This window comes from Sagittula stellata E-37, assembly GCF_039724765.1.
Classification (GTDB): Bacteria; Pseudomonadota; Alphaproteobacteria; order Rhodobacterales; family Rhodobacteraceae; genus Sagittula; species Sagittula stellata.
Genome location: NZ_CP155730.1, coordinates 162767 through 181426 on the forward strand (window position 1 = coordinate 162767; position 18660 = coordinate 181426).

General features: G+C 63.1%; 16 protein-coding genes. 5 read left to right on the forward strand and 11 right to left on the reverse strand.

Features of this window, described 5'->3' with window-relative positions; all coding sequences use genetic code 11:
* Nucleotides 1-19: 19 nt before the first annotated feature.
* Genes ABFK29_RS22225 through ABFK29_RS22235 form a run of 3 tightly spaced genes read right to left on the reverse strand, consistent with a single transcriptional unit; the run spans nucleotide 20 to nucleotide 4236 of the window.
* A complete protein-coding gene (locus tag ABFK29_RS22225) occupies nucleotides 20-502 on the reverse strand; it encodes an acyl-CoA thioesterase (RefSeq protein ID WP_005861881.1) in 483 nt (160 codons plus the stop codon).
* The gene (locus ABFK29_RS22230) at nucleotides 486-2066 is read right to left on the reverse strand and encodes an indolepyruvate oxidoreductase subunit beta family protein (protein ID WP_005861879.1); all 1581 of its coding nucleotides are present in this window, start codon (nucleotides 2064-2066) and stop codon (nucleotides 486-488) included. The genes ABFK29_RS22225 and ABFK29_RS22230 overlap by 17 nt, the downstream gene beginning before the upstream one ends.
* Nucleotides 2067-2070: 4 nt before the next feature.
* The gene (locus ABFK29_RS22235; protein ID WP_005861877.1) at nucleotides 2071-4236 is read right to left on the reverse strand and encodes an indolepyruvate ferredoxin oxidoreductase subunit alpha; all 2166 of its coding nucleotides are present in this window, start codon (nucleotides 4234-4236) and stop codon (nucleotides 2071-2073) included.
* 238 nt (nucleotides 4237-4474) lie between these two features.
* Here ABFK29_RS22235 and ABFK29_RS22240 point away from each other — a divergent pair, with 238 nt between their 5' ends.
* Genes ABFK29_RS22240 through ABFK29_RS22255 form a run of 4 tightly spaced genes read left to right on the forward strand, consistent with a single transcriptional unit; the run spans nucleotide 4475 to nucleotide 8338 of the window.
* Entirely contained in the window at nucleotides 4475-5497 is a 1023-nt protein-coding gene (locus ABFK29_RS22240; RefSeq protein WP_430459351.1) for a carbon-nitrogen hydrolase family protein, read from the forward strand.
* A 22-nt stretch (nucleotides 5498-5519) separates the two neighbouring features.
* Nucleotides 5520-6638: a cupin domain-containing protein gene (locus tag ABFK29_RS22245; RefSeq protein ID WP_005861873.1), complete on the forward strand. Its 1119-nt coding sequence runs from the start codon at nucleotides 5520-5522 to the stop codon at nucleotides 6636-6638.
* A gap of 16 nt (nucleotides 6639-6654) precedes the next feature.
* Nucleotides 6655-7572: a fumarylacetoacetate hydrolase family protein gene (locus tag ABFK29_RS22250; RefSeq protein ID WP_005861871.1), complete on the forward strand. Its 918-nt coding sequence runs from the start codon at nucleotides 6655-6657 to the stop codon at nucleotides 7570-7572.
* Between the two features lie 10 nt (nucleotides 7573-7582).
* Nucleotides 7583-8338: a maleate cis-trans isomerase family protein gene (locus ABFK29_RS22255; protein WP_005861870.1), complete on the forward strand. Its 756-nt coding sequence runs from the start codon at nucleotides 7583-7585 to the stop codon at nucleotides 8336-8338.
* Nucleotides 8339-8634: 296 nt separating this feature from the next.
* On the opposite strand, the gene ABFK29_RS22260 is transcribed toward ABFK29_RS22255, so the two are convergent.
* The 3 genes from ABFK29_RS22260 to dctP all read right to left on the reverse strand — a co-directional run bounded on the left by ABFK29_RS22260 (nucleotide 8635) and on the right by dctP (nucleotide 11713).
* Complete coding sequence (locus tag ABFK29_RS22260; RefSeq protein WP_005861868.1) at nucleotides 8635-10110, reverse strand: TRAP transporter large permease; 1476 nt, start codon at nucleotides 10108-10110, stop codon at nucleotides 8635-8637.
* A 2-nt stretch (nucleotides 10111-10112) separates the two neighbouring features.
* Nucleotides 10113-10634 (reverse strand): TRAP transporter small permease, encoded by a 522-nt coding sequence (locus ABFK29_RS22265; RefSeq protein ID WP_005861866.1) that lies wholly within the window; start codon nucleotides 10632-10634, stop codon nucleotides 10113-10115.
* Nucleotides 10635-10714: 80 nt separating this feature from the next.
* Nucleotides 10715-11713, reverse strand: a complete 999-nt coding sequence (gene dctP, locus ABFK29_RS22270) for a TRAP transporter substrate-binding protein DctP (RefSeq protein WP_005861864.1) — start codon at nucleotides 11711-11713, stop codon at nucleotides 10715-10717.
* Nucleotides 11714-12125: 412 nt separating this feature from the next.
* On the opposite strand from dctP, the gene ABFK29_RS22275 reads away from it, so the two are divergent.
* Complete coding sequence (locus ABFK29_RS22275) at nucleotides 12126-12683, forward strand: YybH family protein (protein ID WP_005861862.1); 558 nt, start codon at nucleotides 12126-12128, stop codon at nucleotides 12681-12683.
* 75 nt (nucleotides 12684-12758) lie between these two features.
* Here the strand turns inward: ABFK29_RS22275 and ABFK29_RS22280 are convergent, their stop codons facing one another.
* The 5 genes from ABFK29_RS22280 to ABFK29_RS22300 all read right to left on the reverse strand — a co-directional run bounded on the left by ABFK29_RS22280 (nucleotide 12759) and on the right by ABFK29_RS22300 (nucleotide 18434).
* Nucleotides 12759-13532, reverse strand: coding sequence for an aspartate/glutamate racemase family protein (locus ABFK29_RS22280; RefSeq protein WP_005861860.1), 774 nt, complete (start codon nucleotides 13530-13532; stop codon nucleotides 12759-12761).
* A 90-nt stretch (nucleotides 13533-13622) separates the two neighbouring features.
* Nucleotides 13623-14414, reverse strand: a complete 792-nt coding sequence (locus tag ABFK29_RS22285; protein ID WP_005861858.1) for a cyclase family protein — start codon at nucleotides 14412-14414, stop codon at nucleotides 13623-13625.
* Nucleotides 14411-15649 carry an SDR family NAD(P)-dependent oxidoreductase gene (locus ABFK29_RS22290; protein WP_005861856.1) on the reverse strand — a complete coding sequence of 413 codons (1239 nt, stop codon included), beginning with the start codon at nucleotides 15647-15649 and terminating at the stop codon, nucleotides 14411-14413. The genes ABFK29_RS22285 and ABFK29_RS22290 overlap by 4 nt, the downstream gene beginning before the upstream one ends.
* On the reverse strand, nucleotides 15646-16821 hold the full coding sequence (locus ABFK29_RS22295; protein WP_005861854.1) for a thiolase family protein: 1176 nt from the start codon (nucleotides 16819-16821) through the stop codon (nucleotides 15646-15648). The genes ABFK29_RS22290 and ABFK29_RS22295 overlap by 4 nt, the downstream gene beginning before the upstream one ends.
* The gene (locus tag ABFK29_RS22300) at nucleotides 16821-18434 is read right to left on the reverse strand and encodes an AMP-binding protein (RefSeq protein ID WP_005861852.1); all 1614 of its coding nucleotides are present in this window, start codon (nucleotides 18432-18434) and stop codon (nucleotides 16821-16823) included. The genes ABFK29_RS22295 and ABFK29_RS22300 overlap by 1 nt, the downstream gene beginning before the upstream one ends.
* Nucleotides 18435-18660: the final 226 nt, after the last annotated feature.

An 18660-nucleotide genomic window follows, 5' to 3' on the forward strand; every position in this document is an offset into this window, starting at 1 on the left:
ATTCCCATAGATTTACTGATTAGGTATTATCCGAGAACAGATACTGGTTCAATGCACTCCGTAGGTCGGACGGAATGTCGATCGGGCGGTGCGTTTCGAGGTCGGTGGTCACGGTTGTAAAGAGCCCGCGCAGGGCCTCCATATCGCCCAGCATCGCGTTGAGCTCCAGCGCGTATGACTTGCCGCCGATCCTGGTAACCCGGACGAAATACTCGACCTCCTGCCCCATCTTGATCGGCGAAAAGAACTCGGCGTGGGCATTGACGTAGCCAAGCCCGATGCGGCGCGGGCCAAGGAATTCGTAGTAGGACAGCTTCAGGCAGTCGCCGAACCAGGCTTCGATGGCACGGTTGAAGACGTTGAAGAACTGGGGCGTGTAGACAATACCCGCAGGATCGCACTCGCCGTGCCTGAATATATGTTTGTAGCTCCAATTCGGAAACGGAATATCGGTCCGAATAACGGGGCGGGGAAAGGAGGCCGGTTTATTTGATTGGTTCATTTGCCCGAAAACTCTCAATTGTCCTGATAGTCCCGTCCAAATCCTCGCTGGACGCGTCCTTTATCGCAGAAGTCAAAAGGCGCCGCGCCCATTCCGCCGCGTCGTCGCGATCGGCGATAGACTTTGTCGTCTGCATGGCTTTCTCGAATTTCGAATGGCCCCGGACATGGGTATCCGAATAGCCCTTGATCAGCCGGCGGAAGGTGAGCATCGCGACGCCGAGGGCGTAGTTTCGAGGCAGCGCCTGGGTGGCATCGGCCAGCCAGGCGTCGCGGTGTGCGGCTTCCGTCTGGTGACGCAGGGACTTGCGCCGCAGCCCCTTGAGAGCGCCCGCAACATGCAGCGGCAGGAAGCCGGATAGACGGTACGTGCTGATCCGGCGACCTTTGTCGATGCGGCGGTCGAGCCAGTCATAGAGGCGCTTTCGAGACTTCAGCCAGTTTGCCAGACCGACCGGTAGGGTAGAGGCGACCTCTTCCATGCGGGGGTGCATGAATTCGGTGGTATGCAGCACCTGATCGTCCTTCAGGCCCACCTCGTCGGCCACCCGTTGACGGCGCGCGCTTTGCGTCTTGATCCGGGCGACGCGGATCACATCGTCATAGACCATCGCATTGGCGAGGTATTTCGTGGCAGTCGCGGTGAATTCGAAGCCATGGGCCTCGCCTCCGGCCGCGCGGTCGGCCCGGGTGAGATCGCTCAGGATATCGAGGTATTCGTCGCCATAGGCGGCATCCTGAAAATCGACGACCTTTTGGAGCCCGAGCCAGGCCATTTCATGTGCCTGTTCGGGAAGCTCAGAGCGCAGGCGCGCGAGCAGGGCGTTGGCCCGTTTGTCGCGCAGGGTGGCGGGCAGGGCGGCTTGCGTGGGGGCGGGCTCGGGCGCCCCGGCGGGCGGGCGGGTCTCGGTGCGCTCATGGGCGGCATCGAAGGCGCGGATGCTGGCCTCCACGCCCTTGCCGCCCTTGCGGATCACCTCGTAATAGGCCTCCCGTGGAAAGGGCAGGGTGCCCGAGGCCGCGAGGCTGCCGAACATGGACGACGAGATGACAGAGCCGTTCGCCACCGCCATCGCGTTCATGTCGAAGACGATCTCCTGTTTGGCCACCACGCCGATGGCCTCGGTCACGGCGCCGCTGTCAGCGATGCTGTCGCCGGGGGCCATCTTTTCGCTCACCGCCAGCGCGCGGTGACTGGAGGCGATCAGGGTCGTGCGGTCCGGCGTCACGATCCCGCGCAGGATCGAGCGGCCGGCTTCCATGAACTCGGAGGCGATCACCACATCCACATCGCCGGGCGTGGGCATCTGCGCCAGCACGGGCTTTTGCCCACCTTCGCCTGGACGCATCATCTCGACGTAGTAGATGGTGGCCCCGGTGCGTTGTGCCACGCCGGGGACCGATGTGGATTGCGCCACCCAGCCGTGCGCTTCGGCCAACGCCACGATCCAGCCGGTCAGGACTCCGCCGCCCTGGCCGCCCATTGCGACGATGGCGATGGAGATCGGCCGTTCGGTGGCGGGGCCGCCGGGCTTCAGGCCCAGTTTCACGGTGTCGTCTTTCATGCGCCTAGACCTCGAAACTGACTGCGCGCTTTTCGCGGCGGGTTTGCAGGAAGCGGATCACCGAACCGGAGAACCGAGCGCCGAACCTGTCCCATGCGCTGGGGTTGTGGGTGACTTCGGCACGGAAGAAGGAGGGGCAGAGCACGGCGGCATCCGCGACCTCGCCGCAATTGCCGCAGGCCACGCAGGTGTCGTCGATGGAGGCGACAGGGTCATCGCGTAGTGGATCGTCCAATTCCTTGACCGAGAGCGAGGGGCAGCCCGACAGACGCATGCAGGCGTGATCGCCGGTGCAGACATCTTCATCGACGCCGAATTTCTCCTTCACCACCCGCTTGCCGCCCTTGATCGCCTTGGCGACCTGCGGCTTCACCCGGCGTTGCTTGTTCAGCATACATTCGGAGGAGGCCACGATGATCTTGGGGCCCTCGGCCTCGGTGGTCAGCGCCTCCTTCAGCACATCGCGCATGCGGGTCACGTCATAAGTGTGATCGACCTGGCGAACCCATTTGGCACCGATCCCCTTCACCGCATCGACGATGGAATTGTTGGTGTTGCGGCGCTTGTTCTCGGCGCGGGACGACAGGATGTCCTGACCGCCGGTGGCGGAGGAATAGAAGTTGTCGACGATGACGAAGACGCCGTCGTGCTTGTTGAACACCGCATTGCCGATTCCGCTGGTCAGCCCGTTGTGCCAGAACCCGCCGTCGCCCATGATCGAGATCGACCGCTTTGCCCCCTTCACGTTGAAGGCCGCCGCCGAGGCGGGCCCGAGGCCGAAGCCCATGGTGGTGGCCCCGAGGTTGAAGGGCGGAAGGATCGAGAACAGGTGGCAGCCGATGTCGGCCGAAACGTGGTGCGTGCCGGTTTCCTCGAAGAGCATCTTCATCGCGGCAAAGATCGGGCGCTCGGGGCAGCCGGTGCACAGGCCCGGCGGGCGCGCCGGCACCACCTCGGACAGCCGCTCGACGGCAGGGTTGGTCAGGATCGGGACCGGATCGGGCACCGGGGCGCGGTTGCCGAGCTGTGCGGGTTCATGGTCATCGAGGAAGCGGCCGATGCCCTCGGTCAGCACGGCGGCGGTGTAGTCGCCGCCCATCGGCAGGTAGTCCTTGCCATGCACCTCGGTCGGGCTCTTGGAGCGGGCGAGTATGGTGGAGATGGACTGCTCGATATACTCGGGCTGGCCCTCTTCGACCATCAGGACGGCATCGAGGCCTTCGCAGAACGCATCGACCTCGGATTTGATCGTGGGGTAGGCCACGTTCATCACGTAAATCGGCACGCGGGAATTGCCGTAGGCGTCGCAAAGCCCAAGGAACTGAAGCGCGCGGATCGTGCTGTTATACATGCCGCCGACGACGATCAGCCCGGTCTTGCCGGTCTTTTCTTCCCCGGTCGGGCCGAAGAATTCGTTGAGCTTGTGGTCGCGGATGAAGTCGATGGCCGTGGGCATGCGCACCTTGATCTTCTCGACCTCGTGCTCGTAGGCGGCGGGCGGAAGGACGATGCGGCCGAGATCGCGCTTGGGGTTGTCCATCGCCTCGCGCAGGGAGACCTTGGGGCGCTGGTTGTTTTTGCAGGCAAACTCGCCCGTCATGTGGCAGGAGCGGACCCGCACTTGCAGCATGACCGGCGTGTTGGAGGCCTCCGACAGCTCGAAGCCCTTTTCGATCAGGTTGACCATGCAGGCCTGATCCGGGCGCGGATCGAGGAGCCACATCTGCGACTTCATCGCGAAGGCATGGGTGCGCTCCTGCATGATCGAGGAGCCTTCGCCGTAGTCCTCGCCAACGATGACCATCGCCCCGCCGGTCACGCCGCCCGAAGCGAGGTTGGAGAGCGCATCGGAGGCCACGTTGGTGCCGACCGTCGACTTCCACGCCACTGCGCCGCGCAGAGGGTACATGACGGAGGCCGACAGCATCGCGCCTGCCGTGGCCTCGCTGGCTGAGCTTTGGAAGACCACGCCGAGATCGTCGAGGATGTCGTTGGCGTCGGCCAGCACATCCATCAGGTGAGAGATTGGCGAGCCCTGGTAGCCGCCGACATAAGCGACGCCGGATTGCAGAAGGGCCTTTGTGATCGCCAGAATCCCCTCGCCGCGGAACAGATCACCGTCGCCCAGCTTCAGGTCTTCTACCTCTTTCGCAAAGGATCGTTCGGCCATTGCAGTCTCCCAAAAAAAGTATGGTAATGAATAGATTTATATGTAAAGTAAGTCAACGATCAGTTTGCTCCGGCGTGTGAATAATTCAGAATCGCCGCGAAAAGCAAAGTTAGAACAATCTGTTAACGGGAGGCCCGGATGGTCGGGCGCGCGCTTACCGCGTAGCCCCCGACCGACTCTCCTGAGGGGAATTTTCACGTGACGAACGAACGAGAGGGGGAAGACACTCATGCTTCCATTGAATGATTTTCCAAGGTTCACGGCAGCAGCAGTTCAGGCAAGCCCCGTGTATCTGGATGCCGGGCGGACCGTGGAAAAGGCGGCAAGCCTGATCGGTGAGGCGGCGGCGAATGGTGCGCGTCTGGTGGTGTTTCCGGAGGTCTTCATCCCCGGATACCCCTATTGGAACTGGATCACCGATCCGGTGACGGGCAGCGCGTGGTTTGAAGAGCTTGTCCGCGCGTCGGTCTTTGCCGACGGGCCGGAAATCGCCAGGGTGCGTGCCGCAGCCAAGGCGAATGATTGCTATGTGGTGATGGGCCTGAACGAACGCAGCCCCGTGTCGCTGGGCGCTTTGTACAATACCCTGTTGTTCATCGGACCCGATGGCGGGGTCCTCGGCAAGCACCGCAAGCTGGTGCCGACCTGGGCGGAGAAGCTGACCTGGACGGGCGGCGACGGGTCCAGCCTCAGGGTCTACGATACCGCGATCGGCCCGCTGGGCGGTCTGGCATGTGGTGAGAACACCAACACCCTCGCCCGCTTCACTCTGCTGGCGCAGGGCGAGCTGGTGCATACGGCCAGCTACATTTCGCTGCCGGTGGCCCCGCCCGATTACGACATGGCCGAGGCGATCAAGCTGCGAAGCATGTCGCACAGTTTCGAAGGCAAGGTCTTCACGATCACCGCCACCTCGACGGTTTCGGATGAGATCATCACCGAGATGGAGAAGATCCGCCCCGATGCTCGGGCCCTGCTGGAGCGCAAGTCGAGCGCCTATTCGGGGATCATCGGGCCTGATGGGCGCGAGGTGGTGCCCGGGCTGATCGACGACGAGGGCATCGTCTATGCCGAGATCGACTTGGGAAAATGCATTCAGCCCAAGCAGATGCATGACATCACCGGCTACTACAACCGCTTCGATATCTTCGACCTGAGGGTAAATCAGGCGCCGCAAGCCGCCGTTCAACTGAAAACCGATCCGGCCACCACGCCGGACGTAAACGCTGCGCCGATGCCGGACGACAGCGAGCAAGAGTAGCCAATCAAGGCAGGAGGAAGACATGGCTGATATTGCCAAGGAAGACGACATTCTGGGCCGCGCGCGAGTGCGCGATACGCCCGAGCTGGAAGCCTACTACGAAGATTTGGCCAAGCAGGAGACCGGCGCGCTCTGGACCGTTGCCAACTCCATCGAACCCTGGCAGCCGACGCCCACATCCGCCCCCGTGCTCTGGCGCTGGGAAGACCTGCGCCCGCAGGTGCTGCGCGCCATCGACCTGGTGCGCCCCGAGGATGCGGGCCGGCGCGTGGTCTACCTGCGCAACCCCAAGCGCAAGGAGGTCAGCGCGGCCTGCGGGTGGCTGTTCTCGGGCATCCAGACGATGAAGGCAGGCGAACGCGCCGGGGCGCACCGCCACGCGGCCTCGGCCTTGCGGTTCATCATGGAAGGCACCGGGGCCTACACGGTCGTCGAGGGGCACAAGATGAGCCTCGGCGCCAAGGACTTCGTACTGACGCCCAATGGCACCTGGCACGAGCACGGCATCGAGGAGGACGGCAGCACCTGTCTTTGGCAGGACGGGCTCGACATTCCGCTGACCAACGCGCTCGAGGCGAACTTTTACGAAGTCCACCCCGACGATTACCAGACCACCAACCTGCCGCTGGACGATAGCCCCGCCACCTACGGCTCACCGGCCCTGATGCCCGAGCTGGACAAGTGGGATCAGCCCTATTCGCCGCTGCTTAAGTTCCGTTGGGACCAGACTTACGAGGCGCTGCAAGCCTACGCCCGCGTCACCGATGGCTCGCCCTATGACGGGGTGATCATGCGCTATATCAACCCCAAGACCGGCGCCGACCCGATGCTGACCATGGGCGCGAACATGCAGCTTTTGCGGGCGTCCGAGCACACCAAGGCACATCGCCACACCGGCAACATCATCTACCAGGTGGCCAAGGGCGAAGGCTATTCCGTGATCGGCGGCAAGCGCTTCGACTGGAAGGAAAAGGACATCTTCTGCGTGCCGCCGTGGACGTGGCACGAGCATTGCAACACCCAAGGCGGCGACGATGCCTGCCTGTTCTCGTTCCACGACCTGCCGACCATGAGAAAGCTCGGCTTCTACGCCGAGCAGGCTCTCGAGGACAACGGCGGCCATCAGGTCGTCACTGGCTAAATACAGGATATCAAATATGAAACTCGTTACCTACCGCGACGGCGCCGTCGCCGAGGGGCGTCTTGGCGCCGTGCTGGACGGTCTCGTCATCGACGTGGAATTTCTGGGCGATGCGGTCGGGACCGCCCTGCCTTCGGACATGCTGACGTTGATCGACCTCGGGCCGGATGCTTTGTCCGCGATCCACCGCGCCCTGGCCGAGACCGAAGGTGCCCGGCCCCCCGGCATCGCTGTACCCGAGGAAAACGTGCGCCTGCTCGCGCCGATCCCGCGGCCGCGCAAGAACATCTTCGGCATCGGCCTAAACTATGTCGAGCATGTCGCCGAAAGCGCCAAATCGCTGGACACGTCCAAGGACCTGCCCAAGCAACCCGTGGTGTTTTCCAAGCCGCCGACCAGCGTGATCGCCACCGGTGAGCCGATCCAGCACAACGCGTCGATGACGCAGATGCTGGACTGGGAGGTGGAGCTTGCGGTGATCATCGGCAAACGCGCCACGCGGATCTCGAAGGATGACGCGATGAGCCATGTCTTTGGCTATTCGGTCATCAACGACGTCTCCGCCCGCGACAACCGCCGCGCCGGGCAGTGGATCTTCTCGAAAGGGCAGGACAGCTATTGTCCCTTCGGCCCGGCCATCGTGACCGCTGACGATGTGGCAGACCCGCATGACCTGACGCTGTGGCTCAAGAAGAACGGCGAGGAAAAGCAGCGCTCCAACACCAAACACCTGCTGTTCGATATCCCGACGCTGATCTCCGACATCTCCTCGGGCATCACGCTGGAACCCGGCGACATCATCGCCACCGGCACGCCATCAGGTGTGGGCGCGGGACGCGATCCGCAGGAGTGGATGTGGCCCGGCGACGTGATCGAATGCGGGGTCGATGGCATCGGCGTGCTGCGCAATCCCGTGGTGAAGATCGGGGACTGACGTGGACAACATGCACAAGACCCTGAAGATCGGGCAGATCGTGCCCTCGTCAAACCTGACGATGGAACGAGAGATCCCGGCGATGCTGCGCGCGCGGGAAACCCTCTATCCGGAGCGGTTTTCCTTTCATTCCAGTCGGATGCGGATGAAGAAGGTCACGAAAGAAGAGCTTGCCGCGATGGACAGGGATAGCGACCGCTGCGCGCTGGAACTCAGCGATGCGGCGGTCGACGTGATGGGCTATGCCTGTCTCGTCGCCATCATGTCGATGGGGCGGGGATACCACCGCGAAAGCCAGACGCGCCTGCATCAGGTGACGGTGGACAACGGCCATCCTGCGCCGGTCGTCAGCTCGGCTGGTGCGCTGGTCGACGGGTTGCACCTGATGGGGGCCAAGCGGGTGTCGATCGTGACGCCCTACATGCGCCCGCTGACCGACATGGTTGCGGATTACATCACGGCGGAGGGGATCGAGGTTTCCGACAGCATCGCGCTGGAGATCCCCGACAACCTTGAGGTCGCGGCGCAGGACCCGATGAACCTGACCGAGATCTACAAGAGCGCGGATCTCAGAAACATCGACGCGCTCGTGCTGTCGGCCTGCGTTCAGATGCCCTCGCTGGCGGCGATCCAGAAGGTCGAGGACGAATGCGGCATCCCGGTGGTCTCCGCCGCTGTGGCGACGACCCACCAGATGCTGACAAAGCTGAACCTCAAGCCGCATGTGCCGGGTTGTGGTGCCCTGCTGTCGGGCAAGTATGTCTGAACGACACTGACCGGATGCGGCCCGGCCGGATGACCGGCGGGCCGCGTTCGACTCCGGCCCGGCTGCGGGCAAGGACTGGCGTTCGACCGCGTGGCCCGCACTCTGCAATCCCCAAATCTCTGAAACGACGCCCCCCACCGCGCGAGATGACACTTTCGATCTCGCGCGATAGGGGTCTTGGCTTGTGCCCTACCAATACGACAATGGCGCGCTCGGGTCGGGCGGGCTGAACCCCGCCGCCGCAAGCCCACCGCCTTGCTGGCGGGCGCTTTCGGCGACGGGTCTCTTCAGCGGTGCTACTTGACCAGGCTCGGCAGCCAGGTGGCGACCGAGGGCACGAGGATCAAAAGCCCGAGAACGGCCAGTTCGATCAGGATGAAGGGAAGCGCAGAATTGATGATCTGGCCGATCCTGATCCCATCCGGGGCAACCCCACGCATGACGAAAAGCAACAACCCGAAGGGCGGCGTCAACAACCCGACCTCCATGGTGATGAGGATCAGCACCATGAGCCAGATCGGGTCGATGTCGTAGACCGCCTGAAGCGAGGACGGCCCCAGCAGGAAGAACGGCAAGGTAAGCAGCAGCATGCTGACCTGATCCATGAAGGCGCCGAGAAAGAGCAGGATGACGATCATGACCAGCACCACAGAGAGCGGCGAAAGATCGAGGGCGGTGACGGCTTTCAGCAATCCTTGCGTGGCGCCGGAAACGGCCATCGCCTGCGTGAAGACAAGCGACCCGGCGATGATGAAGATGATCATCGTGTTCACTTTCGCCGTTTCCATCAGTGCCTTGCCGATCTCGGCCCATCCGAAGTCGGCGCCTTCGATGCCGGTGATCGTGATCCTGTTCTTGAACAGCCGGAAGAACAGGCACGCGCCGAAAGCCGCGAGGCAGCCCATGGCCGCGGCCTCGGTCGGCGACGCAAAGTTCGTCAGGATGCTGCCCACGACAACAACGAAAATGCTGAACAGTGGAAAGATGTAGAGCAGCGTCGGCAGAAAACGGTTCACCGGTCGCAACCAACGGCCGGTGTATGTCCTCGACCACAGGGTGCGGCGCCGGCTGTTGATGGCGATGGTCAAAGGCCGGTCCAGGTAGCTGTAGTCGGTTTCGAACGGAGGAGCCAGATCGGGGTTGAGCCTGCACCGGATGATGACATAGGCGAAGAAGCTCATCGCCATCAGGAAACCCGGGATGATCCCTGCCACCAGCAGCAGGGCCACGGATTTCTGCGAGATGCTGGCCAGCAACACCGCCAAAGCCGAGGGCGGGATCAGCATGGCAATGCCGCCCACGGCCATGATCGGCCCCATGGCGATTGCCGGATGATACCCGCGCCTGAGCATGTCCGGCAAAAGCACCTTGCCCAGGATCGCGGTATTCGCAACGGTCGAGCCGGAGAGCGAGGAAAACACCGTGCCGCCGACGATGGAGACGATGGACAGCCGGCCCGGCACGCGCGAGATCAGGCGCTCGATGGCGCCGATGGCCTTGAAGGCCACGCCGGTCTCGAGCAGGATTTCCCCCATCAGAAGGAAGAGCGCGATGGTTGCAAGGGAATAGGATATCGCCTCGTGGAACTCCATCGGCATGCTCTGCAGCGAAAGAGAGGCAATCGTCCAGTCACCCATGACAGCGAGGCCGCCGATGAACAGGGCCGTGCCGAAGATGTTGGCCGCCATGAATGCAAAGGCGACGGGCAGGCCTAGGAAGAGAAAGAAGCAAACGACGCCAAGCAGCAGCGTCAGGGCCAGATACCATTCCATGATCAGAACCCTATATCAGACGTGGTTTTGTGGTCGGATTGCCCCGCCCGCCGAAAGCGGTAGAGGAACTCGATGGCGAGCATGACGAACGAGACCGTGAAGACGGCGAGGACAATCCAGTTGGGGACTTGCAGGTCCTTGTCGGGCAGCGATCCGAAGGCATAGGCGCTGAGCGTGCCGTTGGCGCCAAAGTAGGCCATGCAGAAGCACAGCAGCGCACCGAACAGATCCACCGCGCGCTCGACCTTCCTTGCCGCCCATTTCGGAAGCGCCGTCAGAAGGATGTCGACCCGCACATGGGCGCCCTTGTAAAGGACCCAGGAGGCCGAGAGGAACACGCCCGCGTAGAGGCCGTATTCCGCGCCTTCGTTCAGCCATTCCAGCCCGCGCAGGCCAAGCTTGCGCGAGAAGAAATCGAACGGGACGAGCACCGCAAACAGCCCGATGGAACCGGCTACACAGATGGCGACAAAGAGATTGAACTTTTCGAAGAGGATTTCGAATCTGTCGATGAGCGAGGCCATGAACGTCTCCGGCTCGTGTTGAAGGCGCAGCCGGCAAACCGCCGCGCGGACGGTCTGCCGGATTTCAGGATCGGATTGGCTCAGTCGGCGGCTGTGAAGAGCTCTTTCAGCTTCGGCCCGGTTTCGGGGTTCTGCTCGATGAACTCGTCCCAGGCGGTTTGACGCGCCATGCCGACCCATTTCTCGGCTTCCTCGCCCTCGAGCGTGATGGTCTCGATGCCGCTTTCCGCAAGCTTCTTGAAGGTTTCCTCGTCCAGCTGCTTTGCGTAGTCGCTGGTGCCCTCCATGCGCGTCTCCATGCCGATCACCACGTCATTGAGGATTGCGCGGGCCTCGTCGCTCAGGGAGTTCCACTTGTTCAGATTGGCGACCGTGTGGATCGAGGCGCGATAGACGCCGGGCTCTACCCGATACTTGGTGACCGGGATCCACGACGGAGAGATGCCGCGCACCGACCAGCCGTAACCGTCCACCGCGCCGCTTTCCATCAGCGTGTAGACCTCGGGCATTGAAGAGCGCTGAACCGTCGCGCCGAGGGCCTTGAAGAAGGCGGTGTAGACGGGCGAAACCCGCAGGTTGAGGCCGGTCAGGTCGGCTTTGTCGATGGCCTTGCCTTCAGCGAGGAACAGATTGAATGCGCCATCGTCGTGGTGGCGGCCAACGAACTTGACGTTCTTCTTGTCGGCAATCTCTTGAAAATAGTCTATGCCGCCGTTTTCGCGCAGCTCGGCAAAGGTCACCTCCTGAAGCCGAAGTGCCGGGGCTTCGGGGATGATGTTACCGAAGAAGGCTTCGGGGCAACCGGCGATGTCATAGGCCCCCTGGGCCATACGCTCCACGACCTGAAACGGGCTGCCAATGGCGGGCGCGCCGCCCAGCAGATTGATCTGAACGACACCTTTGCCCTTTTCGTTGATCTCGCTTACCATTTCTTCGAAGGGCACGCCCGGAGGGGCGCCGATCGGAAAGCAGCTCACGCCGCGCAGCGTGACTTCTTCGGCGGCCAATGGTGTGGCAAGGCAGGCGCCCGTCGCGATGGCTGCGGCGAAGCCTTTCAAGAATGCGTTTCTGGTCATCATCACTTTGTCTCCCTTTGGATGAGATCTTGAAGGGCCGATAGCGCTGCCGTTGTCTTTTTGAGCCTGAAACCAAGCTGTCCCGACGCGGCCTTTTTCATGTTCTTCTTGCGATTCCTTCTATGCCAGTAAGGACGGATCGAATGTATTTTACAAGTAAAAATATTGATTAGCATATTACATGCGAAGGGCATTCTTCCTTGCAGGGTTGGGTTACGGGGCTTTTCGACAGCCGGTATGCCGACATTTTTTTGGGCGTCAGACACAGGACTTGGTCCGACCGAAGTGTCGGGGCGGTAGGGCAGGTCGGTCTCCGGCTGACCGAATGCGCATGATAATCGGCCCAATCCGAAATGGACCGCGCTTTTGCCGGTGACTAGCCTTCTGGCTGGATATGCTCGGAGAGGTCAGAGAGATGTTGAATGCGATCAAGGACAGGGTCCACGAACGGCCTTCGGAGGTTGGTGAAACGCCGGCGACCGCGGCAGGCGGCCTGACCCGCGCGGGGTTTCTCCGCCTCCTCGGGACCGGGCTTTTCGCCGGCGGCGCGGGTCTCTCGGCTACGGGGCTCTTTGCGCAGACATCGAGCGACACAGCGCCTGTCACCGACATCGACAAGGTTTATGACGCGTGGCAAGACCGGTTCAATGCGGGCGACCTCGATGGGTTGATCGCGCTCTACGCCGAAGACGTCACCTACATCAATCCGGACGGAGCCGAATGGATCGGCAAGGCGGCGACAAAGGCCGATTACGCCGAGCTTCTGGCCCTGAAGCCCAGGATCGAGATCGGCGACCGCATCCACGTGGTCCATCAGGACATCGGGCTTTCGACCAATCACTGGACACTCGAACTGACGGACCCCGAGGGGAAAGTGCAGACGCTGACGGGCGGCGGTATCGAGGTTCTGCGCGATTTCGGCGACGCGGGTTGGCAGTTCATCATCGACGATGCCTCGCGCTCGGCTTCGTAGAGTCTGAGGGCGCGCCCCGGTCCTCATGCCGCCGATGGGGCGCAGGATCGGGGTGCAGCTGGAAATCCCTCCGGATTACAGCCCCTTGGGATGGGTCAGGAACTCTTCGATCACCTCCGGCGGCGCCTTCACGAAGTCTCCGGTGCGGCTGACCGACTGGCCGTTGAGCTGCTTCAGGCTGACGGCCATTTCCGCCATCTTCAGCGCGATGGGGATGCCGTTGATCACCGGGGCATCGCCAACGGTGTGATTGTGAAACTGCGAGAACAGCACCATCGGGATGCCGCCGCCCGGGATGACTACGTCGATACCCTGCGCCACCAGAGGCTCGGCCTGCGCGTCGAACAGCGCCTTCACCTCCTGAGCCTTGGCCGCGTCGCCATAGGCGCCAAGGATCTGACCCGGCTCGAAGTGCATCGCATGTACGCCCGTGACCCGTTCGCGCAGACCATATTTGCCGATCTGCTGATGAAACCAGGGGATGAACCGGCGATTGATCGTGACGATCCCTAGCCGCTGGCCCATCTGGCAACACCAGAGCATCGTCGCTTCGCCCAGACTAATCACCGGAATGTCGACGACACTGCGCGCCTCGTACAACCCGGCATCCTGGAAATGCCCGACCAGAACGGCGTCATAGCCCTCGCGCTCTGCCTTGATCGCATTGGCGATCATCTCGCGGGCGCAGCGGAATTCGACAAGCGGGTGCGCGTAGCTGTCGAAGGGGGTGATGCCGTGAATTTCGACGGTCGTCCCCGGAGACTTTGCCGCGTCCAGATTTTCCCGCAGGTGCTCCCAATAGGTGGCGCCGTTTTCGTGATCGACATAGCTTTGATAGAAGATCTTCATGTCAGCTGTTCCTTTTCAAATCGCGCAGGTCACGTCGTCAGGCCGCCAAAGCTGGTGCCGCCGCAGTTCCCCCGGTGATCGCCGACTTCGTCATCCGCGTGTGTCTTGCACCAGGGCGACCACGCGCAGTGGGCTGCCGGAGCCGCCTTCAATCTTGAGCGGGCAGGCGACGATCATCGCGCCGAAGGTCGGCAGCTTGTCGAGGTTGGTCAGGCATTGCAGACCGAACCGGCCGTTGCCGTGCAAAATCGAATGGGCGGGCAGCGGCGGGTTGAAGGCGAAAGCCTGTCCGGCGTCTGTACCCACCGTCTCGACCGCGAGGCCCACACAGTCGCGTTCGTGGACGAGGAATTCGACAGCTGCCGCGTCGGGCCCCGGAGAATGGGCACCGTCTTCGAGCAGGTTCAGATATTCCGGCGTTCCGACGCGCTTGTACCAGTCGGTGCGCAGGGCGATCCAATGGCCCTTGGGGATGGTGCCGTTTTCCGCCTCCCAGGCCTCAAGGAAGGCGCGGGTGAGCACGAAGTCGGCATCCGCCGCTGCCTCGGCCGAGATGTCGATCACAACTGCGGGGGCGACGAACCGCTGCGCCGGGATGGCATCCACAGTGTTTGAAGGCAGGTCCTTGCCCGTCACCCAATGCGCCGGGGCGTCGAAATGGGTACCGGTGTGCTCGTTCATAGAGATGTTGTTCCAGTACCAGGCCGGGCCGTTCTCGTCGTAGCGCGACAGGGTCTCCATCTTGAACGGGGGGCATTGGCCGAACTCGGCAGGCAGCACGATGACCGGAAAATCCGGGCTCAGGGTGTTGGTCAGATCGACGACGCGCACATCGCCCGAGGCGAGCGCCACGGCAAGGTCTGAAAGCACGGTATTGCTCATCTGTTTTCCTCTCGAATGGTCAGAAGCGGGTCGTCCAGCCAGCGCGACAGGACATCTTTCGCCACCTCGTCGGCGCAGATGGTTTCCTGCCCTTGCTGCAAGGCGGTGACGACGGCGCGGGCGATCTGTGCGGGCGCGGTCTTGGGCGGCGGCACGTTCTGGTGCCAGCCGTCGTCGACCGGCCCGGTCAGGACCGACATCACGCGGATGCCGGTCTGCGCCATCTCTCCCCGGAGGCTCGCAAGGAGCGTCAGCCGCGCGGCGGCCGCAGCCGAGGTTCCGGCAAAGCCCGCCCTCCCGGTCAGGCCGTGGACGGATGCGATATCGACGAAGGCGGCGGCAGAGCATTCGACATCGTCGGACCGCGCAGAGAGCGCCGGGGCAAAGCCCTGAGCCAGTCGCATGAGGCCGGTCACTTCGAGATCCAGCCCGGAGTGCAGGTCGCTGGGCTTGCCGCCAAAGCCGACGCCGCCCGGGCGGGCAAAGCCGACGGTGTTGACGACGATCTCCACCCGCCCGCCGAGCTGCCCGGCAAGCGTCTCGACGCTGCGGGTGTCGGTGAGGTTCAGCTTCACGGGCTCGATCCCGTCCATGGCCTCGATCCGCTCTTGCCCCGGATAGCGCATCAGCGGGTCGGCATTGCCAAGGAACACCGTCCGGGCGCCAGCCTTGAGCAGGGCCTCGGCCACCGCCTGTCCGGTCGCGGTGCGCCCGTCGGTGACGAGGATGCGCCGATATTTCGGGTCGGCGGTGAAGACCCGCAGTTGTGGATCGTCGGCCATATGCGGCGTCTCCTGTTCCGGCATGGCAAAAAGCGCCGGGGTTCCGGCCCTGTCGAGCTTCAGAGCGATCCTGACGCGGTCGCCCCGGCCCACATCGCGGTGCAGGTGAACGGTCGCCATCGGCCCCGCATCCAGCCGCGCGGCCCCGATGCGCCAGGGCAGGTGATGCTTGAAGAAGAGGTCGATCGAGCTGCGGATGGTCGTCTCCGCTTCGATCACCGCGCCGTCTGGCCGGTCTTTCCAGCTCAGCTCGCCCCAGCAGGCCGGGCACCGGTCGCGCTGGGGGTAGGTCGCCTGACCGCAGTCGCTACAGACCTGCAGCACGAACCGTCCCAGACCGGCGCGCGCCGCCATTGCCGTGGCTGCTCGGCTGCGCAGGGCAGGGGGCACATGGCCAGCGCGGGTGACGACAAGCGGATCTTTTTTCTTCGGCGGTGTCAGCGGATCGGTCATCGCAGCACCTCCTGCTCCAGCGCGGCAGCCCCGGTACAGACGCCGCGATCGTAGTTCACCAGGCCAAAGCCCGAGATCAGGGCGCGTCTGGCCTCGGGCACCTGTTCACCCAGAGGCTCGTGCAGGATCTGGCGCAGACCTTCGGTGAGGTTCTGAAAGCCGCCCGCCGCCCCGGCCTGACCGGCAGATAGCTGCCCGCCATTGGTGTTGAGCGGCAGCGTGCCGGCGATGGTAAAGTCGGTCTCGGCGATGAATCGCGACAGGGCCGCCTTGTCGCAGAACCCAAGATCCGCAAGCTGCATGGCCACGATCACCGGGTAATCGTCATAGACCTGCACCGTGTCGATTTCTTGCGGGCCGAACCCTGAGGCGGACCAGAGATGGTCGATGTCGCGGGCCCAGCCTCCCCGCACCTGAACCGGATCTTCGGCAAATGCATTGTGCCGCTCGATCGTCGCGGCAACCCGCGCGGTGGAGAGGCCCAGCTCTTCGGCCTTTTCCGGCGTTGTCACGATGAATGCCTCGGCCCCGGCGCACGGCATGACGCAATCGAACAGGTGGATCGGGTCCGCGATGGGGCGGGCCTCCATATATTGCGCGTGGGTCAGCGGCTTTTTCATCAATGCCAGCGGGTTGGAGAGCGCATTGCTGCGTTGCGCGACACAGAGCTTGGCGAAGTCCTCGCGCGTCACCCCGTAGGCCTGCATGAAGTGATCGGCGATTAGCGCGAAGGTCGCGTTGGGGCCGCCAAAGCCATAGGGGTATGTCGCATCCTGCGAAAAGCGCGAAAAGCCCTGCAAGGTCTGGCGGAAGCTGTCGATCTGGTTGGTGTCGGCGGCGACGCAGGCCACCACCTCGGCATCGCCCGCCTGGACAGCACGGGCCGCGCGCCGCAGGGCCATGACGCCGCTCGCGCCCCCTGTGGGAATGTGATCCATCCAGCGCGGGCTAAGCCCCAGATGCTGGACCATACCGACGACCGTTTCCGGCCCGGCCGAGAAGCTGGCAAAGCAGAAGCCGTCGAAGTCCGTCGGCCCCAGACCGGTCCGGCGCGACAGGGCCTTGAGGGCACCGCCAGTCCACCAATGCGCGGTCTTTTCGGAAAACCGAACATACGGAACGGTGACCGGGGCACAGACGGCAACGCCGTCATAGGGTTTTTGCCTGCCCATCAGGTCTTGCGCTTCTTCAGGTGCCGGGTGTCGATGAAACCATCCGCTTCGAAGGTCTTCACCAGGAGATCTTTCAACTGACCCCTTAGGATCTTCTGCGTGGCGGTCAGCGGCAGCGCATCGACGAAGGCGATCCAGCCCGGGGCCTTGTAATAGGCCATCTGGTCCAGCGCCCAGTTGACGATCTCTTCTGCCTTGGCACGGTTCCCCTTTGCGCCGTCGAGGATGACAAAGGCGGCCACTTCGTCGCCCCGCACGTCGTCGGGGGCGGCGGCCGCTGCGCAAGAGGCGATCTCGGGGTGGCGGCCAAGGATCGATTCAACCTCCACCGCCGAGATGTTCTCGCCCGAGCGGCGGATCACGTTCTTCTTGCGGTCGACGAAGTGCAGCGCGCCGTCCTCATCCTGCTGGACCACGTCGCCGGTGTGCAGCCATCCGCCCTGCCAGAGCGCGTCGGTGGCCTCCTGGTTCTTCAGATAGCCCGAGAAGAAGCCGTAGCGGGAATTGTCCCCGGCGCGCCGCACAAGCATTTCGCCACGAGAGCCCGGCGGGACGTCCTGGCCCGTGTCATCGACAACGCGCACCTCCACCTCGGCGGAAGGCCTGCCAAAGCAGGCGGTTCCGATCTTGCGAGGCTCTTCATTGGCGCAGATGACGCCGCCCGACCCGGTCTCGGTGCACGCCCATGCCTCGATCAGCGGAAAGCCGTAGCGCTCTTCGAAGGGCGCATGCAGCTTGGGTTCCACGCCCGCGCCAAAGCCGAAGCGGACGCTGTGGTTGCGGTCTTCCTCGGAGGGCTCGGCCCGCATCAGCATGGGCGGCATGACGCCAAGGTAATGCACCACAGTCGCGCCGCTGTCACGGACCGAGGCCCACCAGCTGCGTGGGTGGAAGCGGTCGAGCAGGATCAGGCAGCCGCCCACCGTGATCATCGCCATCACCGAGACAGCCATCGCATTCATGTGAAAGACGGGCAGGGGGGTGAGCATCCGCTCGCCAGACCGTCGCAGGCTGATGTGGCCCCCGGCCTCGGCGTACCAGTCACCGGAATAGAGGTAGTACTCGTTGGAAAGGATGCAGCCCTTGGGCTTGCCTGTGGTGCCCGACGTGTAGAGCAGGGCGCATTCGGTCTGCGTGTCCGGCTGCGCGTCAGCCGTTGCGGGGCGTATCGCCTGCGGCAGAGGCCCGTCCGGCGTTGTGACAAGGGTGCGAAGACCGGTTTTTTTCACGGCGGCCTCCATTTCGTCGAGCCGGGAAGGCAGGACGATGGCCAGGATCATTTCGGAGTGTTCGGCCAGATACTCCAGCTCGGCCAGCCGCAGATCGGGATTGATCGGCACCACCGAAGCGCCGAGGGCGTTCAGCGCCAGCCAGATCTCCAGAAAGACCGGGCGGTTTTCAAGCAGCAGACCGACGCGATGACCTGTGCCATATCCGGCCCCGGCAAGGCGTTCGCGCCAACGCTCCACCCGGTCCGCCATATCGGCGTAGCTGATTTCACCCGGCGGGATGTCATATGCCTTTGCGGTCTCATCCAGCACATGCAGGAAGGCTGCATCACCCTGCCGTGCGACCGTCTGGCTGAATCGGGTGAAGATCGTTTCGGTGTTCATGCGGGCCTCAATAGATGAGCTGACTGTGGCTGATGGGCGCTCGGGGTGGCGTTCATCTCTCAACCACGAACATCGGCGCCGAAGGCTTGACGTCGATCCGCTTGCCAACTTCGGCCTCCTTCGAACTGGAGGTCATTGGATGACCGATAGCGGACAGAGCGCACCTTGATCTTTCTATATGCATGAGCATATTTTTATACATGAAGAAAAGAGGCGTCAAGATAGT

Excerpts from the sequence above, each read along its gene's own strand:
- ABFK29_RS22260 (WP_005861868.1), bottom strand. The coding sequence starts at position 10,110 with ATGGAATGGTATCTGGCCCTGACGCTGCTGCTTGGCGTCGTTTGCTTC.
- ABFK29_RS22235 (WP_005861877.1), bottom strand. The coding sequence starts at position 4,236 with ATGGCCGAACGATCCTTTGCGAAAGAGGTAGAAGACCTGAAGCTGGGC.
- ABFK29_RS22290 (WP_005861856.1), bottom strand. The coding sequence starts at position 15,649 with ATGACCGATCCGCTGACACCGCCGAAGAAAAAAGATCCGCTTGTCGTC.
- ABFK29_RS22255 (WP_005861870.1), top strand. The coding sequence starts at position 7,583 with ATGCACAAGACCCTGAAGATCGGGCAGATCGTGCCCTCGTCAAACCTG.
- ABFK29_RS22250 (WP_005861871.1), top strand. The coding sequence starts at position 6,655 with ATGAAACTCGTTACCTACCGCGACGGCGCCGTCGCCGAGGGGCGTCTT.
- dctP (WP_005861864.1), bottom strand. The coding sequence starts at position 11,713 with ATGATGACCAGAAACGCATTCTTGAAAGGCTTCGCCGCAGCCATCGCG.
- ABFK29_RS22300 (WP_005861852.1), bottom strand. The coding sequence starts at position 18,434 with ATGAACACCGAAACGATCTTCACCCGATTCAGCCAGACGGTCGCACGG.
- ABFK29_RS22285 (WP_005861858.1), bottom strand. The coding sequence starts at position 14,414 with ATGAGCAATACCGTGCTTTCAGACCTTGCCGTGGCGCTCGCCTCGGGC.
- ABFK29_RS22280 (WP_005861860.1), bottom strand. The coding sequence starts at position 13,532 with ATGAAGATCTTCTATCAAAGCTATGTCGATCACGAAAACGGCGCCACC.
- ABFK29_RS22245 (WP_005861873.1), top strand. The coding sequence starts at position 5,520 with ATGGCTGATATTGCCAAGGAAGACGACATTCTGGGCCGCGCGCGAGTG.
- ABFK29_RS22230 (WP_005861879.1), bottom strand. The coding sequence starts at position 2,066 with ATGAAAGACGACACCGTGAAACTGGGCCTGAAGCCCGGCGGCCCCGCC.
- ABFK29_RS22275 (WP_005861862.1), top strand. The coding sequence starts at position 12,126 with ATGTTGAATGCGATCAAGGACAGGGTCCACGAACGGCCTTCGGAGGTT.
- ABFK29_RS22295 (WP_005861854.1), bottom strand. The coding sequence starts at position 16,821 with ATGGGCAGGCAAAAACCCTATGACGGCGTTGCCGTCTGTGCCCCGGTC.
- ABFK29_RS22225 (WP_005861881.1), bottom strand. The coding sequence starts at position 502 with ATGAACCAATCAAATAAACCGGCCTCCTTTCCCCGCCCCGTTATTCGG.
- ABFK29_RS22265 (WP_005861866.1), bottom strand. The coding sequence starts at position 10,634 with ATGGCCTCGCTCATCGACAGATTCGAAATCCTCTTCGAAAAGTTCAAT.